Below are 16691 nucleotides of genomic sequence, written 5' to 3'. Positions count from 1 at the left end.
ACCACGGCGATGTAAGGAGAAAACGACGTGGACCTCGCTCTGGCGCCAGAGACCCTGGCGCGCTGGCAGTTCGGCATCACCACCGTCTACCACTTCCTCTTCGTCCCCCTGACGATCTCCCTCGCCGCGCTCACCGCCGGACTGCAGACCGCCTGGGTGCGGACGGAGAAGGAGAAGTACCTCAGGGCGACGAAGTTCTGGGGCAAGCTCTTCCTGATCAACATCGCCATGGGTGTCGTCACCGGCATCGTCCAGGAGTTCCAGTTCGGCATGAACTGGTCCGACTACTCCCGGTTCGTGGGTGACATCTTCGGGGCGCCGCTCGCCTTCGAGGCGCTCATCGCCTTCTTCTTCGAGTCGACCTTCATCGGTCTGTGGATCTTCGGCTGGGACAAGCTCCCGAAGCGGATCCACCTCGCCTGCATCTGGATGGTGTCGATCGGCACCGTCCTCTCCGCGTACTTCATCCTCGCGGCCAACTCCTGGATGCAGCACCCGGTCGGCTACCGGATCAACGAGGAGCGCGGCCGGGCCGAGCTCACCGACTTCTGGCACGTGCTCACCCAGAACACCGCCCTCACCCAGTTCTTCCACACCATGACGGCGGCCTTCCTGGTCGGCGGCGCGTTCATGGTCGGCATCTCCGCCTTCCACCTGGCACGCAAGAAGCACATCCCGGTGATGCGGACCTCGCTGCGGCTCGGCCTCATCACCCTGATCATCGCGGGACTCGGCACCGCCATCAGCGGTGACCTGCTCGGCAAGGTCATGTTCAAGCAGCAGCCCATGAAGATGGCCGCCGCCGAGGCGCTCTGGGACGGCGAGGCGCCCGCACCCTTCTCGGTGTTCGCGTACGGCGACGTCGAGAAGGGCCACAACACGGTCGCCATCGAGATCCCCGGCCTGCTCTCCTTCCTCGCCAACGACGACTTCACCTCGTACGTCCCGGGCATCAACGACGTCAACAAGGCCGAGCAGGAGAAGTTCGGGCCCGGCGACTACCGGCCCAACATCCCCGTCGCGTACTGGGGATTCCGCTGGATGATCGGCTTCGGCATGGCCTCGCTGGGCATCGGTGTGCTCGGCCTCTGGCTGACCCGCAAGAAGTTCATGCTGGCCCCCGGGATGCGGACCGGTGAGGACGAGGTGCCGAACCTGGTCCTGTTCAAGCGGAAGGCACTCAGCCCCCGCCTGGGCAAGTGGTACTGGATCGTCGCCCTCTGGACCATGGCGTTCCCGCTCATCGCCAACTCCTGGGGCTGGATCTTCACCGAGATGGGCCGTCAGCCCTGGGTCGTCTACGGCGTGCTGCGCACCCGGGACGCGGTCTCCCCCGGTGTCTCCCAGGGCGAGGTGCTCACCTCGATGATCGTCTTCACCTCGCTCTACGCGATCCTCGCCGTGATCGAGGTCAAGCTCCTCGTGAAGTACGTCAAGGCGGGCCCGCCGGAGCTCACCGAGGACGACCTCAACCCGCCCACCAAGATCGGCGGGGACTCTCGTGACCCCGACCGCCCCATGGCCTTCTCGTACTGAGGCTCAGGAGATCGAGGCATGGAACTCCACGACGTCTGGTTCGTACTCATCGCCGTCCTCTGGATCGGCTACTTCTTCCTGGAGGGATTCGACTTCGGGGTCGGCATCCTGACCAAGCTGCTCGCCCGCGACCGGGCCGAGAAGCGGGTCCTCATCAACACCATCGGGCCCGTCTGGGACGGCAACGAGGTCTGGCTGCTCACCGCCGGCGGCGCGACCTTCGCCGCCTTCCCCGAGTGGTACGCGACGCTCTTCTCCGGCTTCTACCTGCCGCTGCTGATCATCCTGGTCTGCCTGATCGTCCGGGGCGTCGCCTTCGAGTACCGGGCGAAGCGGCCCGAGGAGAACTGGCAGCGCAACTGGGAACAGGCCATCTTCTGGACCTCGCTGATCCCCGCGCTCCTCTGGGGCGTGGCCTTCGGCAACATCGTCCGGGGCGTGAAGATCGACGGGGACATGGAGTACGTCGGCAACTTCTGGGACCTGCTCAACCCGTACGCGATCCTCGGCGGCCTGGTCACGCTCACCCTCTTCACCTTCCACGGCGCGGTCTTCGCCTCGCTCAAGACGGTCGGTGACATCCGGGTGCGGGCACGGGCGCTCGCGCTCAAGCTCGGCCTGGTCACGGCGGTGCTCGCGCTCGTCTTCCTGATCTGGACCCAGGTCGACACGGGTGACAGCTGGAGCCTCGCGGCGATGCTGGTCGCCGTGGTGGCGCTCGTCGGCGCCATCGTCGCGATCAGGGCCGGGCGCGAGGGCTGGTCGTTCGCGCTCTCGGGCGTCACCATCGCCGCCGCCGTGGCGATGCTCTTCCTCGCGCTGTTCCCGGACGTCATGCCCTCTTCGCTCAACCCCGAGTGGAGTCTTACCGTGACGAACGCGTCGTCGAGCCCGTACACGCTCAAGATCATGACCTGGTGCGCGGCGATCGCGACCCCGTTGGTGCTGCTCTACCAGAGCTGGACGTACTGGGTGTTCCGCAAGCGGATCGGTACGCAGCACATCGCCGAGACCCACTAGCCGGCCCTTCTCAGGGGAGCATGTTTCACGTGAAACCGATCGATCCGCGCCTGCTCCGGTACGCCAGGGCCACCCGTGTCTTTCTGATCGCGGTGGTCGTACTCGGCCTCGTCGGGGCGGCGCTGGTCATCGCCCAGGCGATGCTCATCGCCGAGATCGTGGTGGGGTCCTTCCAGAAGGGCCAGTCGGTTTCCGCCCTGACCACCCCCCTGCTGCTGCTCGCCGGAGTGGCGGCGGCCCGGGGGCTGGTCTCCTGGCTGACCGAGCTCGCCGCCCACCGGGCGAGCGCGGCGGTCAAGTCCGAACTGCGCGGCCGGCTGCTCGACCGGGCGGCCGCGCTCGGGCCGGGCTGGCTGAGCGGCCAGAAGGCCGGCTCGCTCATCGCCCTCGCGACGAGGGGGGTGGACGCCCTCGACGACTACTTCGCCCGCTATCTGCCGCAACTGGGCCTCGCGGTGGTCGTGCCGGTCGCGGTGCTGGCCCGGATCGTCACCGAGGACTGGGTCTCGGCGGTGATCATCGTCGTCACCCTGCCGCTCATCCCGGTCTTCATGATCCTGATCGGCTGGTACACCCAGGCCCGGATGGACCGTCAGTGGAAGCTGCTCTCCCGGCTCTCCGGGCACTTCCTGGACGTGGTGGCCGGGCTTCCCACCCTGAAGATCTTCGGCCGGGCGAAGGCCCAGGCCGAGTCGATCCGCACGATCACCTCCGAGTACCGGCAGGCGACGATGCGCACCTTGCGGATCGCCTTCCTCTCCTCCTTCGCCCTGGAACTCCTCGCGACCCTGTCGGTCGCGCTCGTCGCCGTGACCATCGGCATGCGGCTCGTCCACGGTGAGCTCGACCTGTACACCGGGCTCGTCATCCTGATCCTGGCCCCGGAGGCCTATCTGCCGCTGCGGCAGGTGGGAGCGCAGTTCCACGCGGCGGCGGAAGGGCTCGCGGCGGCGGAGGAGATCTTCGACGTCCTGGAGCAGCCGGTGCGGGAGAGCGGAACGCGTGCCGTCCCCGCCTCCGTGCGCCTGGAGCTGGAAGGGGTGACGGTACGCCACGCCGGGCGCGCCGAGCCCTCGCTCGACGCGACGACGCTGACGGTCGAACCGGGCGAGACGGTGGCCCTGGTGGGACCGAGCGGGGCCGGGAAGTCGACGCTGCTCGATGTCGTCCTCGGGTTCGCGGTGCCGGAGGAGGGCGGTTCCGTCCGCGTCGGCGGAGAGGACCTCGCCACGCTCGACCTGGAGGCCTGGCGGTCGCGGATCGCCTGGGTGCCGCAGCGGCCGTACCTCTTCGCGGGCACGATCGCCGAGAACGTCCGTCTCGCCCGCCCGGACGCCTCGGACGAGGCGGTACGGCAGGCGCTGCGGGACGCCGGGGCGGACGGCTTCGTCGCCGGGCTCCCGCAGGGGCTCGACACCCCGCTCGGTGAGGACGGCGTGGGGCTCTCGGCCGGACAGCGGCAGCGCCTCGCGCTCGCCCGGGCCTTCCTCGCGGACCGCCCGCTGCTGCTGCTCGACGAGCCGACGGCCGCGCTCGACGGCGAGACGGAGGCGGGCGTGGTCGACGCGGTCCGCCGCCTCGCCGCCGGCCGGACCGTGCTCCTCGTCGTCCACCGCCCGGCGCTGCTCGCGGTGGCGGACCGGGTGGTGCGGGTGGTTCCGGCGGCGGAGGGGGGAGAGGCTGATTCTGAGGCGGGCGCCCATGAAGCTGTCGTCTCCGAGGCCGCCGCTCTTGAGGTCGCGATCACCGAGGCCGCGGCCACCGAGGCCGCCGCGCCTGGGACCGACAGCCCCGACGCCCCCGACGCCCCCGACGCCGTCGGCGTCGTGAGCACCCCCCAGCGCACCCCTCGCTCCGTCCTCGGCCGGGTCCGGGGCACGGCCGAGGAGCTCAAGGGGCGGATGGCGCTCGCCCTGCTGCTCGGCAGCCTCGCCCTCGGCTCCGCCGTCGGCCTCATGGCCGTGTCCGGCTGGCTCATCTCCCGCGCCTCCGAACAGCCGCCCGTGCTCTATCTGATGGTGGCCGTCACCGCCACCCGCGCCTTCGGCATCGGGCGGGCGGTCTTCCGCTACGCGGAGCGGATCGTCTCGCACGACGCCGTCCTGCGGATGCTGGCCGAACTCCGGGTCTCCGTCTACCGGCGCCTGGAGCGGATCGCCCCGGCCGGACTGCGCCGCACCCGGCGGGGCGACCTGCTCGCCCGGCTCGTCCAGGACGTCGACGCCCTCCAGGACTACTGGCTGCGCTGGCTGCTCCCGGCGGGCGCCGCGCTCGTCGTGGGCGTCGCCTCCGCCGGGTTCACCGCCTGGCTGCTGCCCGAGGCCGGTGCCGTCCTCGCCGTCGGCCTGCTGGTCGCCGGCGTCCTCGTACCGGCGGCTTCGGGAGCACTCGCCCGGCGTGCCGAACGACGGCTCGCCCCCGCGCGCGGCGCCCTCGCGACCGCCGTGGCCGACCTGCTCCGCGGCTGCGCCGAACTGACCGTGGCCGGTGCGCTGCGCGGCCGGATCGAGCGGGCGCGGACCGCCGACCGGACGCTCACCGGCATCGCCTCCCGGCAGGCCGCCGCCACCGCGCTCGGCGCCGGACTCTCCGCCCTGGTCTGCGGCCTGACCGTGGTGGCCGCCGCGCTCGTCGGCGTGCGGGCCGTGGCGGACGGCAGGCTCGACGGCGTCGCCCTCGCCGTGGTCGTCCTCACCCCGCTCGCCGCCTTCGAGGCCGTCACCGGACTTCCGCTCGCCGTCCAGTACCGCCAGCGCGTCAGGCACAGCGCCGAGCGGGTCTTCGAAGTGCTCGACGCGCCCGTGCCCGTACGGGAGCCGGTCCGGCCCGCGACTCCCCCGGCGAGCCCGTTCCCGCTGGTGCTCGACGGGCTCTCCGCCCGGCACTCCGGCCAGGAACGAGCCGCGCTCACCGACTTCCGGCTCACCCTGGAGGCCGGGCGCCGGGTCGCCGTCGTCGGCGCCTCCGGCTCCGGCAAGACCACGCTCGCCCAGGTGCTGCTGCGGTTCCTGGACGTGGAGCACGGCATGTACCGGATCGGCGGCGTGCCCGCCTGGGAGCTCGACGGCGACGCGGTCCGCCGCCTCGTCGGGCTCTGCGCTCAGGACGCGCACCTCTTCGACAGCTCCGTACGGGAGAACCTGCGGCTCGCCCGTACCGGCGCGAGCGACGAGGAACTGCGCGAGGCGCTCCGCCGGGCCCGGCTGCTCGACTGGGTGGACGCTCTGCCCGCCGGGCTCGACACCCTCGTGGGCGAGCACGGCTCCCAGCTCTCCGGCGGCCAGCGCCAGCGGCTCGCGCTCGCCCGCGCCCTCCTCGCCGACTTCCCGGTACTCGTCCTCGACGAGCCGGCCGAGCACCTCGACCTGGCCACCGCCGACGCGCTCACCGACGATCTGCTCCGGGCCACGGAAGGCCGTACGACCCTCCTCATCACCCACCGCCTGCACGGACTCGACGCGGTCGACGAGGTCCTCGTCCTGGACGGGGGACGGACCGTGCAGCACGGGCCGTACGCGGAACTGGCCGCGGAGGAGGGCCCGCTGCGCCGGATGCTCGACCAGGAACGGGCGACCGACCTGCTCGTCGTCGGCCCCGAGGCCGCCCTGCCCGCCCCCGGCGGCGACCAGCCGACTTTTCTCGCCAAATAGGACTTACTAGGCTCAGGCCATGACCGCCGAAGCGTCCGACGCCCCGGACCCCCTGGAAGCCGCCACACAGGCCACCCGCAGCCTCCAGGGGCTGTCCACGGAACTGACCGCCCGCGTACCGCAGCTCCTGGAGGCCATGCGTTCGGTCGGTACCGGGCTCGAACTCCACTCCACCCTGGACCGCATCTGCGAGACCGCCGCCGAACTCGCGGACGCCCGCTACGCCGCGATCGGGGTCGTCGACGACGAGGGCAAGGGCCTGTCCGACTTCGTCACCTTCGGCGTCGACGAGGAGGTGGCCCGCCGCATCGGCCACCGGCCCGACGGCCACGCCGGGCTGCTGGGCGCGCTGATCCAGGACCCGCAGACGATCCGCCTCGCCGACCTCTCCACCGACCCGCGCTCGGCCGGCTTCCCGCCGGGACACCCCCCGATGCGGACCTTCCTCGGCGTCCCCATCCGCGTCCAGGGCGAGATCTTCGGCAATCTGTACCTCGCGGAGAAGCACGGCGGCGGCGAGTTCAACGACTACGACGTGCACATGGTTCGGGTGCTCGCCACCGAGGCGGGCATCGCCATCGGCAACGCCCGGCTGTACGAGGCCGCCCGGCAGCGCGAGCGGTGGATCGACGGCTCGGTCGCCGTCACCACCGCGCTGCTCTCCGGCGGAGACGCCGACGACGCCCTCGCCGTCGTCGCCGAACAGGCCCGCCGTCTCGCCGACGCGGACGCCGGCATCGTGCTGCTGCCCGCCGAGGACGGCGGCCTGGAGATCGTCGCCGTCTCCTCGCCCCGGCCCACGAAGTCGCTGGGCGTGGTGATCCCGCCCGAGAGCGCAGTGGTGGAACAGCTCCTGGACGGCGAGGCGGTCTTCATCGACGACGCGTCGAAGGACCCGCGCATGATCAGCCGGCTGACCTCCCCGTACGGCCCGAGCATGATGCTGCCGCTGCAGAGCGGCGGGCGGGTGCTCGGCGCGCTCGCCACCCCCCCGGGTGCGGGGCGCGCGGCAGTTCACGGAGGCGGAGCGGACGCTCGCGACCCAGTTCGCCTCGCAGGCGGCGCTCGCCCTGATGATGGCCGACGCCCAACGGGACCGGGAGCGCCTCGCCGTCTACGAGGACCGCGACCGGATCGCCCGTGACCTGCACGATCTCGTCATCCAGCGGCTCTTCGCCACCGGCATGATGCTGGAGGGCGCCCAGCGCAGGTCGATCGTTCCGGCCGTGCGCGAGGGCGTCGGCAAGGCCGTGGACGAACTGGACGTGACGATCCAGGAGATCCGTACGGCGATCTTCGCGCTCCAGCAGGGCCCCGCCGAAGCCCCCTCGGGGCTGCGCACCCGCGTCCTGCGGGAGATCAACATGGCGGCCGTGCCGCTCGGCTTCAAGCCCGCGCACCGCTTCCTCGGCGCGATCGACGCGACGGTCGGCGAACTCACCGGCAAGAACCTCATCGCCGCGCTGCGCGAGGCGCTCTCCAACGCCTTCCGGCACGCGGAGGCGAGCCGCATCGAGGTGGTCGTCGACGCGGGCGTCACCCTGCCGGACGGCTCCGCCGGAGTACGGCTCGAAGTCGCCGACGACGGCATCGGCCTTCCGGCGGGCGGGCGGCGCAGCGGCCTGCGCAACCTCGCGCGGCGGGCCGAGTCGCTCGGCGGCGCGAGCTGGTGCGGACCGGGCATCGGCGAGGACGGGGGCGGTACGACGGTGGTGTGGGAGGCGCCGCTCTAGGGCCTGTCGTCACACTCTCGTCTGCCGTTTGCGGAGGCGGTGCCCGGCCGGCGAGCTAGTGGCCCTTCGCGGCCGTCGCCTCGGCCACCAGCTGTTCGATGACGACGGCCACGCCGTCCTCGTTGTTGCCGACCGTACGGCCGGAGGCGGCGGCGATCACGTCCGGGTGGGCGTTGCCCATCGCGTACGAGCGGCCCGCCCAGCTCAGCATCTCGATGTCGTTGGGCATGTCGCCGAAGGCGACGACCTCCTCGGCCGTGATGCCGCGCTCGGCGCAGCACCGGGCCAGGGTCGAGGCCTTGGAGACGCCGTGGGCGCTGATCTCGATCAGGGCGGTGGGGCTCGACCGCGTGATGGCGGCGCGGTCCCCGGCCGTCTCCCGCGCGACCGCGAGGAACGCGTCGGGGTCGAGCTCCGGGTGCTGGGCGAGCAGCTTGAGCACGGGGGCGGCGGCCCCCGGGGCCTCCTCGAAGAGGAGCTTCTCGGCGGTGGCGACGGTCGCGCCGGGGTCGAGGAAGAACGGCGGGTACAGGGGCTCGTAGTGGATGCCGGTGGTCAGCTCGACCGCGAACGAGGTGCCGGGCGCGGCGGCGCGCAGGGCCCGTACGACGTCGAGGGCGACGGACCGCTCCAGCGGGCGCACTTCGAGGAAGGCGCCGCCCGCGTGCAGGTCGACGACGGCGGCGCCGTTGGCGCAGATCGCCAGACCGTGGCCGTGGACGTGCTCGCTGACGACGTCCATCCAGCGGGCCGGGCGGCCGGTGACGAAGAAGACCTCGATGCCGGCCTGCTCGGCCGCGGCGAGTGCGGCGACCGTGCGCGCGGAGACGGACTTGTCGTCGCGCAGCAGCGTGCCGTCGAGGTCGGTGGCGATCAGCCGGGCAGCCGGGGCGGACGGGTGCGGGCAACGAGGAGAGGTCACCGCCCCATTCTTCCGCACCGGACGCACGTGCGTGCGGGGAGCCGCACATATGAGTGACTGGATTCCGGCCTTCCGTTCCTCCGGGCGCGGTTCGAGGTGCGGGGGAGGCCGGGGTGGTCTCAGTACGCGACCTCCAGGACGGCCCGGTGAGTGCGGGGGTCCTCGACCCGGGCCAGGAGGCAGTGCGCGAGATCGGCGCGGGAGAGGGACTTCGGCCGGTCCAGATGACCGTTCGCGGCGGTCCGGTAGTGGCCGGTCAGCGGGCCGTCGGTGAGCATCGGCGGCCGTACCACCGTCCAGGCCGTGTCCCCGGCCGCCGCCGAGGCCATGAAGTTCTCCATCCGGGCCATGTCGGCGTAGCCGTGCCGGTAGAGGCGCTGGATCACGTACCGGGTGACCAGCCGTTGCGGCAGCGGCACGTCGGGGGTGATCTCCAGGCCGGCGGAGGAGAGGCAGAGCAGCCGGTCGACGCCGGACGCGTGCATGGCTTCGACGATGTTCCGGGTGCCCTGCGAGTAGACGGTCGTCGGGTGCTTGCGGTCGGTGCTGCCGAGGCAGGAGAGGACGGCGTCGTGCCCGGGGACGGCCCGGCGCCAGGTGTCCGGGGCGAGGGCGTCACCGCGCAGGACCGTCAGGCGGGATGCCTGGGCCTGGGCCTGGGATGGGTCCTGGTCCGGGTCCTCGGCCGAGTTCGTCGTCCGCACCCGGGCCGGGTCGCGGGCGACGGCGGTGACCTGGTGACCCGCGGCGAGGGCCTGGGTGAGGAGCTGCGCGCCGGTGCCACCGGTGACGCCGAACAGGAGGAGCCTCATGAAGCCGTCGCCTCCGCCGTGACCGCCGTCCCCGCTGCCCCTGCCGTCCCCGTCGTCTCCGTCGCCTTCGGGGTCAACGCCTCGACGAGGGCGACGGTGACGGCCCGCTGGCCTTCGAGCGTGAGGTGGATCCCGTCGTCGAGGTGCAGGCCCACGGTGGCCGGCCGGGTGTCGACGGTGAGTTCGGGACGGCCGAGGAGGAAGTCGGCGACACCGTCGACGTCCTCGGCGCTCCAGCCGGTCCCGGCGTGGCGGAAGTGGGGATACGCGTCGGCCCGTTCCTGGTCGACGGAGCTGGGGGTGAGCCAGATCCAGCGGTCCGCCCCGTGGAGAGCGGTCTCGGGAGAGGTCTCGGGAGAGGGGGAGGGAGAGGGAGAGGCGGCAGGAACGGGAGCGGCGAGTTCGCGGAGGGCGAGGAGATTGCGTTCGGTCTCGGGACCGCTGACGAGCCGGGTGCCGGGCGCGTCCGCGCCGCGGCCGATCCGCCGGGTGTCGTTCGCGCCGAGCATGCAGAGGACCCAGTCGGGGCGCAGATGGGGCGGTGGAGGGAGCTGGGCGAGGGCCTGGGTGGTGGTGAGCCCGGAGACCGCGAGGTCGACGAACACGACGCCGTCCGGGAGGAGGTGGCGCAGGATCGCGCACCAGGAGAGCCGGTCGGCGGTGGTGCTCTCGCCGAGGGCCACGATCCGCTGGCCGGGCCGGAAGGGCAGGGCGTCGACGCGCTCGGCGAAGGCGGGGTCCTCGAGGAGTTCGGCGGCGGTGTTCCGGGCCTGGTCGTCCATGTCCCGGAGCACGGCGCGGTAGGTGTCGAGCTCGAGGCCGAAGAGGTCGGCGAGGCGGCTGTCGGAGAGTTCGCCCAGGTAGCGCAGGGTCTTCTCGGGCTGCTGGAAGCGGAGGAGTTTGGCGGTCAGGGCGTGGTCGGGGGCGGTGGTGCGCTCCGCGCCGTCGCGGCTCTTGTCGTGGGTACGGCTCTCGGTCATGTCAGGACTCCTCGCGGGTGCGGGTGAGGGGGCCGGTCCCGGTGCGCGTACGGGCGCCGGCCGTGGCCCGGGCGCGGTGCCGGGGCAGCAGGAACCCGGCGGCGATCAGCCAGCCGAGGCAGGTGAAGCGGGCCAGCGGCAGCAGCAGGGCGGCGCCGTCGAAGAGCAGGGTGAGGGTGGCCAGTTCCGCGACGGTCGCCAGCACCAGACCGGTCACCGCCAGGGCGCGGGGCAGCAGCCCGGCGAGCAGGCCGGGGACGGCGATCCCGGCCACGAGCAGTCCGAGCGTCACCACGTGCCCGGGGCCGCCGGTGGCGAACGCCAGGTACTGGAGGGCCCGTACGAGCGACGGGAGTTCGAGGACCTCCGTACGGGACAGGGTCCAGCTCACCAGGCCGCAGCAGGCCAGGAATCCGGCGGCGAGCAGGCCGCCGGCCAGGGCGATCGTGGCGCCGGGGGCCCGGACGCCGAGCCGGTGCAGCCGGGCCGAGACGGTGGCGGCGTACACGGCCAGCGGGATCGAGGCGGCGAACTGGAGGGCGCCGGAGATCCGGACGGCGTCGGAGTGGGTGCGGAAGTAGGCCACGATCTCGCTCGTCTCCCCAAAGGGGGAGGGGAACGGGTCGCCGCCGGCGAGCACGGTGCTGAGGACGAGCCCGGCGAGGAACAGGGCGGTGAACACCACGGCGAGCACGCCCGGCGGCGGTCCTCCCTGGGCTTCCCTGCGCTCGCGCTCAGGTTCTCGCTCTCGGGGGACATCGGTCGGCCGGGGGTCGGTCCAGCTCTCTGCAGACACGGCAACGGTCCGTTCTCTCAGAAGAATAGTTCACAGTGGAGAATCATTCTTTTCGCGTACCCTAACTCCGTGAGCAGCGACCGGCAACCAGTGGAAGACCCGCAGGACCCGAGAGGCGGGGACGGCCCGGACGACGCGGGGACGCCCCCGTTCGCGCCCCCGCGCGGCGGCGCGTTTCTGCTTGCCCAGCTCGGGGCGCACGCGGCCGGCCGCTTCGGCGAACGGGTCGGGGCCCTCGGACTCGCACCGCCGGACGTCGGTCTGCTGCGGATGATCGCCATGGAGCCGGGCCGGAGTCAGCGCTCCCTCGCCGCCGACCTCGGCGTGGTGCCGAGCCGGGTCGTCGCGCTCATCGACAACCTGGAGCAGAAGGGCTTCGTCGAACGGCGGCGCAGCGTCGAGGACCGCCGCCACCACGAGCTGTACGTGTCCGAGGGGGGCCGCCGGGCCCTCGAAGGGGTACGCGAGGTGGCCGCCGCGCACGAGGACGAGCTGTTCGCGGCGCTGGACGAGGAGGACCGGGTACGGCTGACGGCGCTCCTCGGGCGGATCGCGGAGCAGCAGGGCCTCACCCCGGGCGTCCACCCCGGCTACCGGAACCTGCCGAAGCGGGCGGGCGGCCGGCCGAACTGAGCGGTGCCTCCCCCGGAGGTGGACGGGGGCCCGCCGCGAGGTGGGGAGGGGCTCTCCCCGGCGCGGCGTGGGGCGGTCTGTCCCCGGCGTGGCGCGGGGCGGCCTGTCCCGACGTGGCCGTAAACGTCCGTTCGTTTTCCGTTCGACGGGGAAGATCCCTGGGAGCGGAAGGCGTCTCAAAGGGGGCGGGGGCATGGGCTCGGGCCGGAGAAGCGACAGGTGCGACTCCTGCGGGGTGCCGTACGCGACGTGGGTCGCGAGCCTCGGCATGGCGCTCTGCGCGGAGTGCGAGGGGACGGGGGCGAGCCCGCCCGCGCGGGATCCGGTGCTGGTGGGCGATGTCCTGGCGGGCCTGGTCGATGCCGTGGCCTCCGGGCGACGGCCTCAGCCGTCCACCGCGACCTGCCGTCGGTGCGGGGCGTCCGCCGCGTGGCACCGCACGGTGCGCGGACGCTGGATCATGATCGAACCCGGGGAGCTGGCGGCCGGTGTCGTCCCGGCGGGCAGCCGCTGGCGGGTCGCGGGCGACGGAACGGCCGTGAACCTCGGGTCCGCCGTGCCCTCCGACACCTGCCGGGTGAGCCACTTCGACGTCTGCCCGGCCGGCCCCGAGCCGGCCGGCTCCCCCGTCATGCGGGCCCTGTGGCAGGACCACGCCCGACGGACCGCGTGACCGGCCGACGGACCGCCTGACCGGCCGACGGACGGCGTGACCGGCCGGGGTCCTGCCCTGACCGGGCCGGGTCCCCCGCCTGACCGGCCGGGGTCCCGCCGGTGGTCCACCCCGCGGTCCCCCGTTCCCGTGCCGGGCGCCCCGTCGTCAGCCCAGCTGGGCGAGGGCCTCGGTGGCGATCCGTTCGAAGACGGCCTGGTCGGCGGCGAACTCGGAGTCGGCGATCGGCCAGTGGATCACGATCTCGGTGAAGCCGATCTCGCGGTGGCGCCCGGCGAAGTCGACGAACGCGTCCACGGACTCCAGCGGCCGGTTCCGGTCCGGCGTGAAGCCGGTCAGCAGCACCTTGTCCAGCTCGGCGACCTCCCGGCCGGTGTCGGCGCACGCCTTGCCGAGCTTCTCGACCTGGCCGCGCAGCGCCGCCAGCGACTGCTCCGGGGTGCCCTCGTCGAAGATCTTCGGGTCACCGGTCGTCACCCACGCCTGCCCGTACCGCGCGGCAAGCTTCAGACCGCGCGGCCCGGTCGCCGCCACCGCGAACGGCAGCCGCGGGCGCTGGACGCAGCCGGGGATGTTCCGTGCCTCGTCGGCCGAGTAGAACGTGCCGCTCTCCGTCACCGCGTCCTCGGTGAGCAGCCGGTCGAGCAGCCCCACGAACTCGCCGAAACGGTCCGCCCGCTCCTTCGGAGTCCACGGCTCCTGGCCCAGTGCGGTCGCGTCGAAGCCGTTGCCGCCCGCGCCGATGCCGAGCGTGATCCGCCCGTCGGAGATGTCGTCGAGCGTCATCAGCTCCTTGGCGAGCGTCACCGGATGCCGGAAGTTCGGCGAGGTCACGAGCGTCCCGAGCCGCATCCGCTCGGTGGCCGTCGCCGCCGCGGTGAGCGTGGGCAGCGCGCCGAACCACGGGCCGTCCCGGAAGGTCCGCCAGGACAGGTGGTCGTAGGTGTACGCGGCATGGAACCCGAGGTCCTCGGCCCGCCGCCAGGTCTTCTGCCCCTCGCTCCATCGGTGGATGGGGAGGATCACCGTACTCAAGCGCATGACGCCACCCTACGCGCGCGCGTGGACCGGGATCCGGACCTCCGAATACGCGGGCGGGCCCCACCCCGTATGGGGAAACTGTGCTCATTGCACGCGACGGAGGGAGCGGGATCGATGAGCGAGACCAACGGTACGAGCCGGGCCAGCGGGGCCGGCGGGGCCGCCGAGGGCAGCGATGCGGGTGGTACGGGCGAGGCAGGCGTTACGGGCGAGGCCTCCGCAGCCCCCGGCCCCCGTTCCCGTGCCGTGCGCCGGGGCGACACCGCGCACCGTCTGGAGCACGACGTCGACGTCTGGGTCGCCAGTGCCTCGGCGGACGGCGTGCCGTATCTGGTGCCGTTGTCCTTCGACTGGGACGGGACCGCCCTGGTCGTGGCGACCCCGGCGGACAGTCCGACCGGCCGGAACCTGGCGGCCACCCGGACCGCCCGGCTCGCGCTCGGACCCACCCGCGACGTGACCATGATCGACGGTGATGTCGAGGTGCTGGAGATGGCCGCGCTGCCGGAGGAGCGCAGGAAGCGCTTCGCCGCGCGCACCGGCTTCGACCCGGGCGCGCTGACCACGGCGTACCACTGGTTCCGCATCACCCCGCGCCGTGTCCAGGCCTGGCGCGAGGCGGACGAACTGCGCGGTCGTGAACTGATGCGGGACGGCGACTGGCTGGCCTGAGCCGCACCGCCGCGGTCGCACCGCCGTGATCGGCGGGTGCGGTCAGCGGGTGTGGCGGCTCATCCACGGGGTGAGGGAGACGCCGGGGACGAGTTCCTTGTAGGTCTCGTCGCCGGGCAGCGGGACGACCAGCCGCCAGCCGGGCGGGAAGAAACGACCCTGCACATGGGCCAGGCCACTGTGGAGGGAGCGGACGAAGGCGGGGACCGCGTCGCGGGGCACGTCCTCGAACGTGACGCCCTCCACGATGATCCTGGCGTCGTCCTCGGGGAAGATCTGGACCGTGACCGAGGGGGAGCCCCCCAGTTCCACGTACGCCTCGTGCGGCAGCGAACCGTCCGCGTCGAGGACGGCGAAGGCGCCGGACGAGATGCGCCGGGACGTCCGGTCCGCGCCGATGTCGTCGGTCACCGTCATCTCCAGGTTGAACTCCTGGGCGATCTCACGGATCGCGACGACGGCCGCTTCGGTGGTGGGCAGGTGCGGGTGTGCCATGGGGGCGATCATGCCTCAGCCGGGAAAACGCAGGAACTCCGGCGGTACGAGATCGGCCAGCCAGACGCCGTTGGCGCTGACGCGGAACACATGGCCGGCCCGGTGCATCGCTCCGGCGTCGACGCTGAGCACCACCGGCCGGCCCCGGCGGGCGCCGACCCGGGTCGCGGTCTCGCGGTCGGGGGAGAGGTGCACGTGGTGGCGGGCCATGGGGCGCAGCCCCTCCGCCCGGATCGCGGGGAGCAGGGCCGCGACCGTACCGTGGTAGAGGTACGCGGGCGGTTCCGCGGGCGGCAGGTCCAGGTCCACCGCGACGGTGTGGCCCTGGCTGGCCCGGATGCGGGTGCCCTCGATCGCGAAGCGCTTCTTGTCGTTGGTCGCGACGACGTGGTCGAGTTCCTCGCGGGTGATCACGAAGCCGTTGCGCGCGGTGGCTCGGAGCAGTGCCTCGATCTCGGTCCAGCCGTGGGCGTCGAGGACGAGTCCGATGCGTTCGGGCTGGTGGCGCAGGTGCTTGGAGAGGTACTTCGAGACCTTCACCGTGCGGCGCTCGTCCGGCGACTGTCCTCGTGCCGGCCCGTTCGTTCTGTTCGTTCTGTCGCTTCCGTCGGTTCCGTTCATGCCGTCAGGATGCCGGAGCGAGGATTTCCGGAGCCATCGATTTCCCGGCCGACGATTTCAGCGGGCGATGTTTGATCCACAGCCAAAGTGGCTTATCCACAGGCGAGTTGAGGATTCTGTGGACAACTGCACTGCCTTATCAGGGGTATTGGGTAACTTCACCCTCAATTGTATGAGTTGCGGTGAGTGCGTCCAATGTCCTTTTGTGGACCTCTCGTTCCGTGGCCGCCGCGACGAAGGCCGCGACGCCCTCGGGACCCACCAGACCCTGAACGGCCCTGACGGTTCCTGCCGGTAGAGCCACCGGGCGCGGCTCGTCGTCCTTCACGGCGGCCGCCTCCGGCGACAGATGCAGCTGGAGGTGCCGGGTCGCCAGCAGGCGCATGGCCCGAGCGAGTTCGGCGTCCACCGTCTGCTGGGCGAGCGGCCGCAGCCGCCGTACCATCGTCGCCGCCTCGGCCGCGTCCGCGTCCGTCGGCGGGCGGTGCTCCAGATAGCGCGCGAAGACGTACTCGGTGGTGAACTCCAGGAAACGGGCCGCTATGTGCTCGACCTGGTCCCGAAGTTCCCTCAGGTGCCCGGTGATTGCCGCGAGCGGCACCCCGGCCGCGTACAACTCGGCCGCCACCGCGAGTTCCTGGGGGCTCGGTACGAGGTACTCCTCGGTCTCCCGGTCCGGGAGCCGCTCCAGTACGCCGAGCTCGACGGCCTCCAGAATCGCCGCCTCGTCCGGTGTGCCGCCGAATCGGGCGTCCAGTTCCGCGCGGGAGATCCGGTCCGCCTCCTCGTCCGTCCACGGGCCGTGCACCTCCGCGACGAGTCCGAGCACCCCGCCGAGGCCCCGGCCGGTGTCCCAGGCCTCCAGGAGTTCCTTGATCGAGGCCAGGGTGTAGCCCCGGTCGAGGAGGTCGGCGATCTGCCGGAGCCGCGCCAGATGGGCGTCCCCATATACGTTCGACCTGCCCCGTCGCTCCGGGCGGGGCAACAGCCCGCGGTCCTGGTAGGCGCGGATCGTCCGGACCGTGGCCCCGCTGTGATGGGCGAGATCCTCGATCCGGTACTCCGGCTGTGCTGACTGCTCGGACAAAACCGCTCCCACCGACCGCT

At 72.3% G+C, this 16691-nt stretch carries 14 protein-coding genes and 1 pseudogene; 7 read left to right on the top strand and 8 right to left on the bottom strand.

Features of this window, described 5'->3' with window-relative positions; translation table 11 throughout:
* Positions 1–27 precede the first annotated feature (27 nt).
* From ASD33_RS25530 to ASD33_RS25515, 4 genes and pseudogenes are all read left to right on the top strand, one after another.
* The gene (locus ASD33_RS25530) at positions 28–1536 is read left to right on the top strand and encodes a cytochrome ubiquinol oxidase subunit I (protein ID WP_056565014.1); all 1509 of its coding nucleotides are present in this window, start codon (positions 28–30) and stop codon (positions 1534–1536) included.
* A gap of 18 nt (positions 1537–1554) precedes the next feature.
* Positions 1555–2556, top strand: a complete 1002-nt coding sequence (cydB, locus tag ASD33_RS25525; protein WP_056565011.1) for a cytochrome d ubiquinol oxidase subunit II — start codon at positions 1555–1557, stop codon at positions 2554–2556.
* Between the two features lie 29 nt (positions 2557–2585).
* A complete protein-coding gene (gene cydD / locus ASD33_RS25520) occupies positions 2586–6206 on the top strand; it encodes a thiol reductant ABC exporter subunit CydD (RefSeq protein WP_056565009.1) in 3621 nt (1206 codons plus the stop codon).
* A 19-nt stretch (positions 6207–6225) separates the two neighbouring features.
* Positions 6226–7939 (top strand): annotated as a pseudogene (locus tag ASD33_RS25515) (GAF domain-containing protein).
* 55 nt (positions 7940–7994) lie between these two features.
* Here the strand turns inward: ASD33_RS25515 and ASD33_RS25510 are convergent.
* The 4 genes from ASD33_RS25510 to ASD33_RS25495 all read right to left on the bottom strand — a co-directional run bounded on the left by ASD33_RS25510 (position 7995) and on the right by ASD33_RS25495 (position 11347).
* Complete coding sequence (locus tag ASD33_RS25510) at positions 7995–8861, bottom strand: Cof-type HAD-IIB family hydrolase (protein ID WP_056565006.1); 867 nt, start codon at positions 8859–8861, stop codon at positions 7995–7997.
* Between the two features lie 119 nt (positions 8862–8980).
* Positions 8981–9673 (bottom strand): NAD(P)H-binding protein, encoded by a 693-nt coding sequence (locus ASD33_RS25505; protein WP_056565003.1) that lies wholly within the window; start codon positions 9671–9673, stop codon positions 8981–8983.
* Complete coding sequence (locus ASD33_RS25500; RefSeq protein WP_056565001.1) at positions 9670–10653, bottom strand: SGNH/GDSL hydrolase family protein; 984 nt, start codon at positions 10651–10653, stop codon at positions 9670–9672. Before ASD33_RS25500 ends, ASD33_RS25505 begins: the two co-directional genes overlap by 4 nt.
* A 1-nt stretch (position 10654) precedes the next feature.
* The gene (locus ASD33_RS25495) at positions 10655–11347 is read right to left on the bottom strand and encodes a hypothetical protein (RefSeq protein WP_079045016.1); all 693 of its coding nucleotides are present in this window, start codon (positions 11345–11347) and stop codon (positions 10655–10657) included.
* A gap of 171 nt (positions 11348–11518) precedes the next feature.
* Between ASD33_RS25495 and ASD33_RS25490 the strand changes: the two genes are divergently transcribed.
* Positions 11519–12082, top strand: a complete 564-nt coding sequence (locus ASD33_RS25490; protein ID WP_242427265.1) for a MarR family winged helix-turn-helix transcriptional regulator — start codon at positions 11519–11521, stop codon at positions 12080–12082.
* A gap of 235 nt (positions 12083–12317) precedes the next feature.
* Positions 12318–12755, top strand: a complete 438-nt coding sequence (locus tag ASD33_RS25485; RefSeq protein ID WP_063992034.1) for a DUF6083 domain-containing protein — start codon at positions 12318–12320, stop codon at positions 12753–12755.
* 147 nt (positions 12756–12902) lie between these two features.
* On the opposite strand, the gene ASD33_RS25480 is transcribed toward ASD33_RS25485, so the two are convergent.
* Positions 12903–13796: an LLM class flavin-dependent oxidoreductase gene (locus tag ASD33_RS25480; protein WP_056564998.1), complete on the bottom strand. Its 894-nt coding sequence runs from the start codon at positions 13794–13796 to the stop codon at positions 12903–12905.
* A gap of 114 nt (positions 13797–13910) precedes the next feature.
* Here ASD33_RS25480 and ASD33_RS25475 point away from each other — a divergent pair, with 114 nt between their 5' ends.
* Entirely contained in the window at positions 13911–14468 is a 558-nt protein-coding gene (locus tag ASD33_RS25475; protein WP_079045014.1) for a pyridoxamine 5'-phosphate oxidase family protein, read from the top strand.
* Between the two features lie 42 nt (positions 14469–14510).
* Here ASD33_RS25475 and ASD33_RS25470 read toward each other — a convergent pair whose 3' ends face one another.
* The 3 genes from ASD33_RS25470 to ASD33_RS25460 all read right to left on the bottom strand — a co-directional run bounded on the left by ASD33_RS25470 (position 14511) and on the right by ASD33_RS25460 (position 16671).
* On the bottom strand, positions 14511–14963 hold the full coding sequence (locus ASD33_RS25470) for a hypothetical protein (RefSeq protein WP_056565676.1): 453 nt from the start codon (positions 14961–14963) through the stop codon (positions 14511–14513).
* Positions 14964–14978: 15 nt separating this feature from the next.
* Positions 14979–15584: an RNA 2'-phosphotransferase gene (locus tag ASD33_RS25465; RefSeq protein WP_242427264.1), complete on the bottom strand. Its 606-nt coding sequence runs from the start codon at positions 15582–15584 to the stop codon at positions 14979–14981.
* Positions 15585–15723: 139 nt separating this feature from the next.
* A complete protein-coding gene (locus tag ASD33_RS25460; protein ID WP_056565673.1) occupies positions 15724–16671 on the bottom strand; it encodes a MerR family transcriptional regulator in 948 nt (315 codons plus the stop codon).
* Between the last annotated feature and the right edge of the window lie 20 nt (positions 16672–16691).

Source organism: Streptomyces sp. Root1304 (assembly GCF_001426405.1).
Lineage (GTDB): Bacteria > Actinomycetota > Actinomycetes > Streptomycetales > Streptomycetaceae > Streptomyces.
Note: the sequence above shows the minus strand (reverse complement) of the source record. Positions and strands in the feature narration are given on the sequence as shown.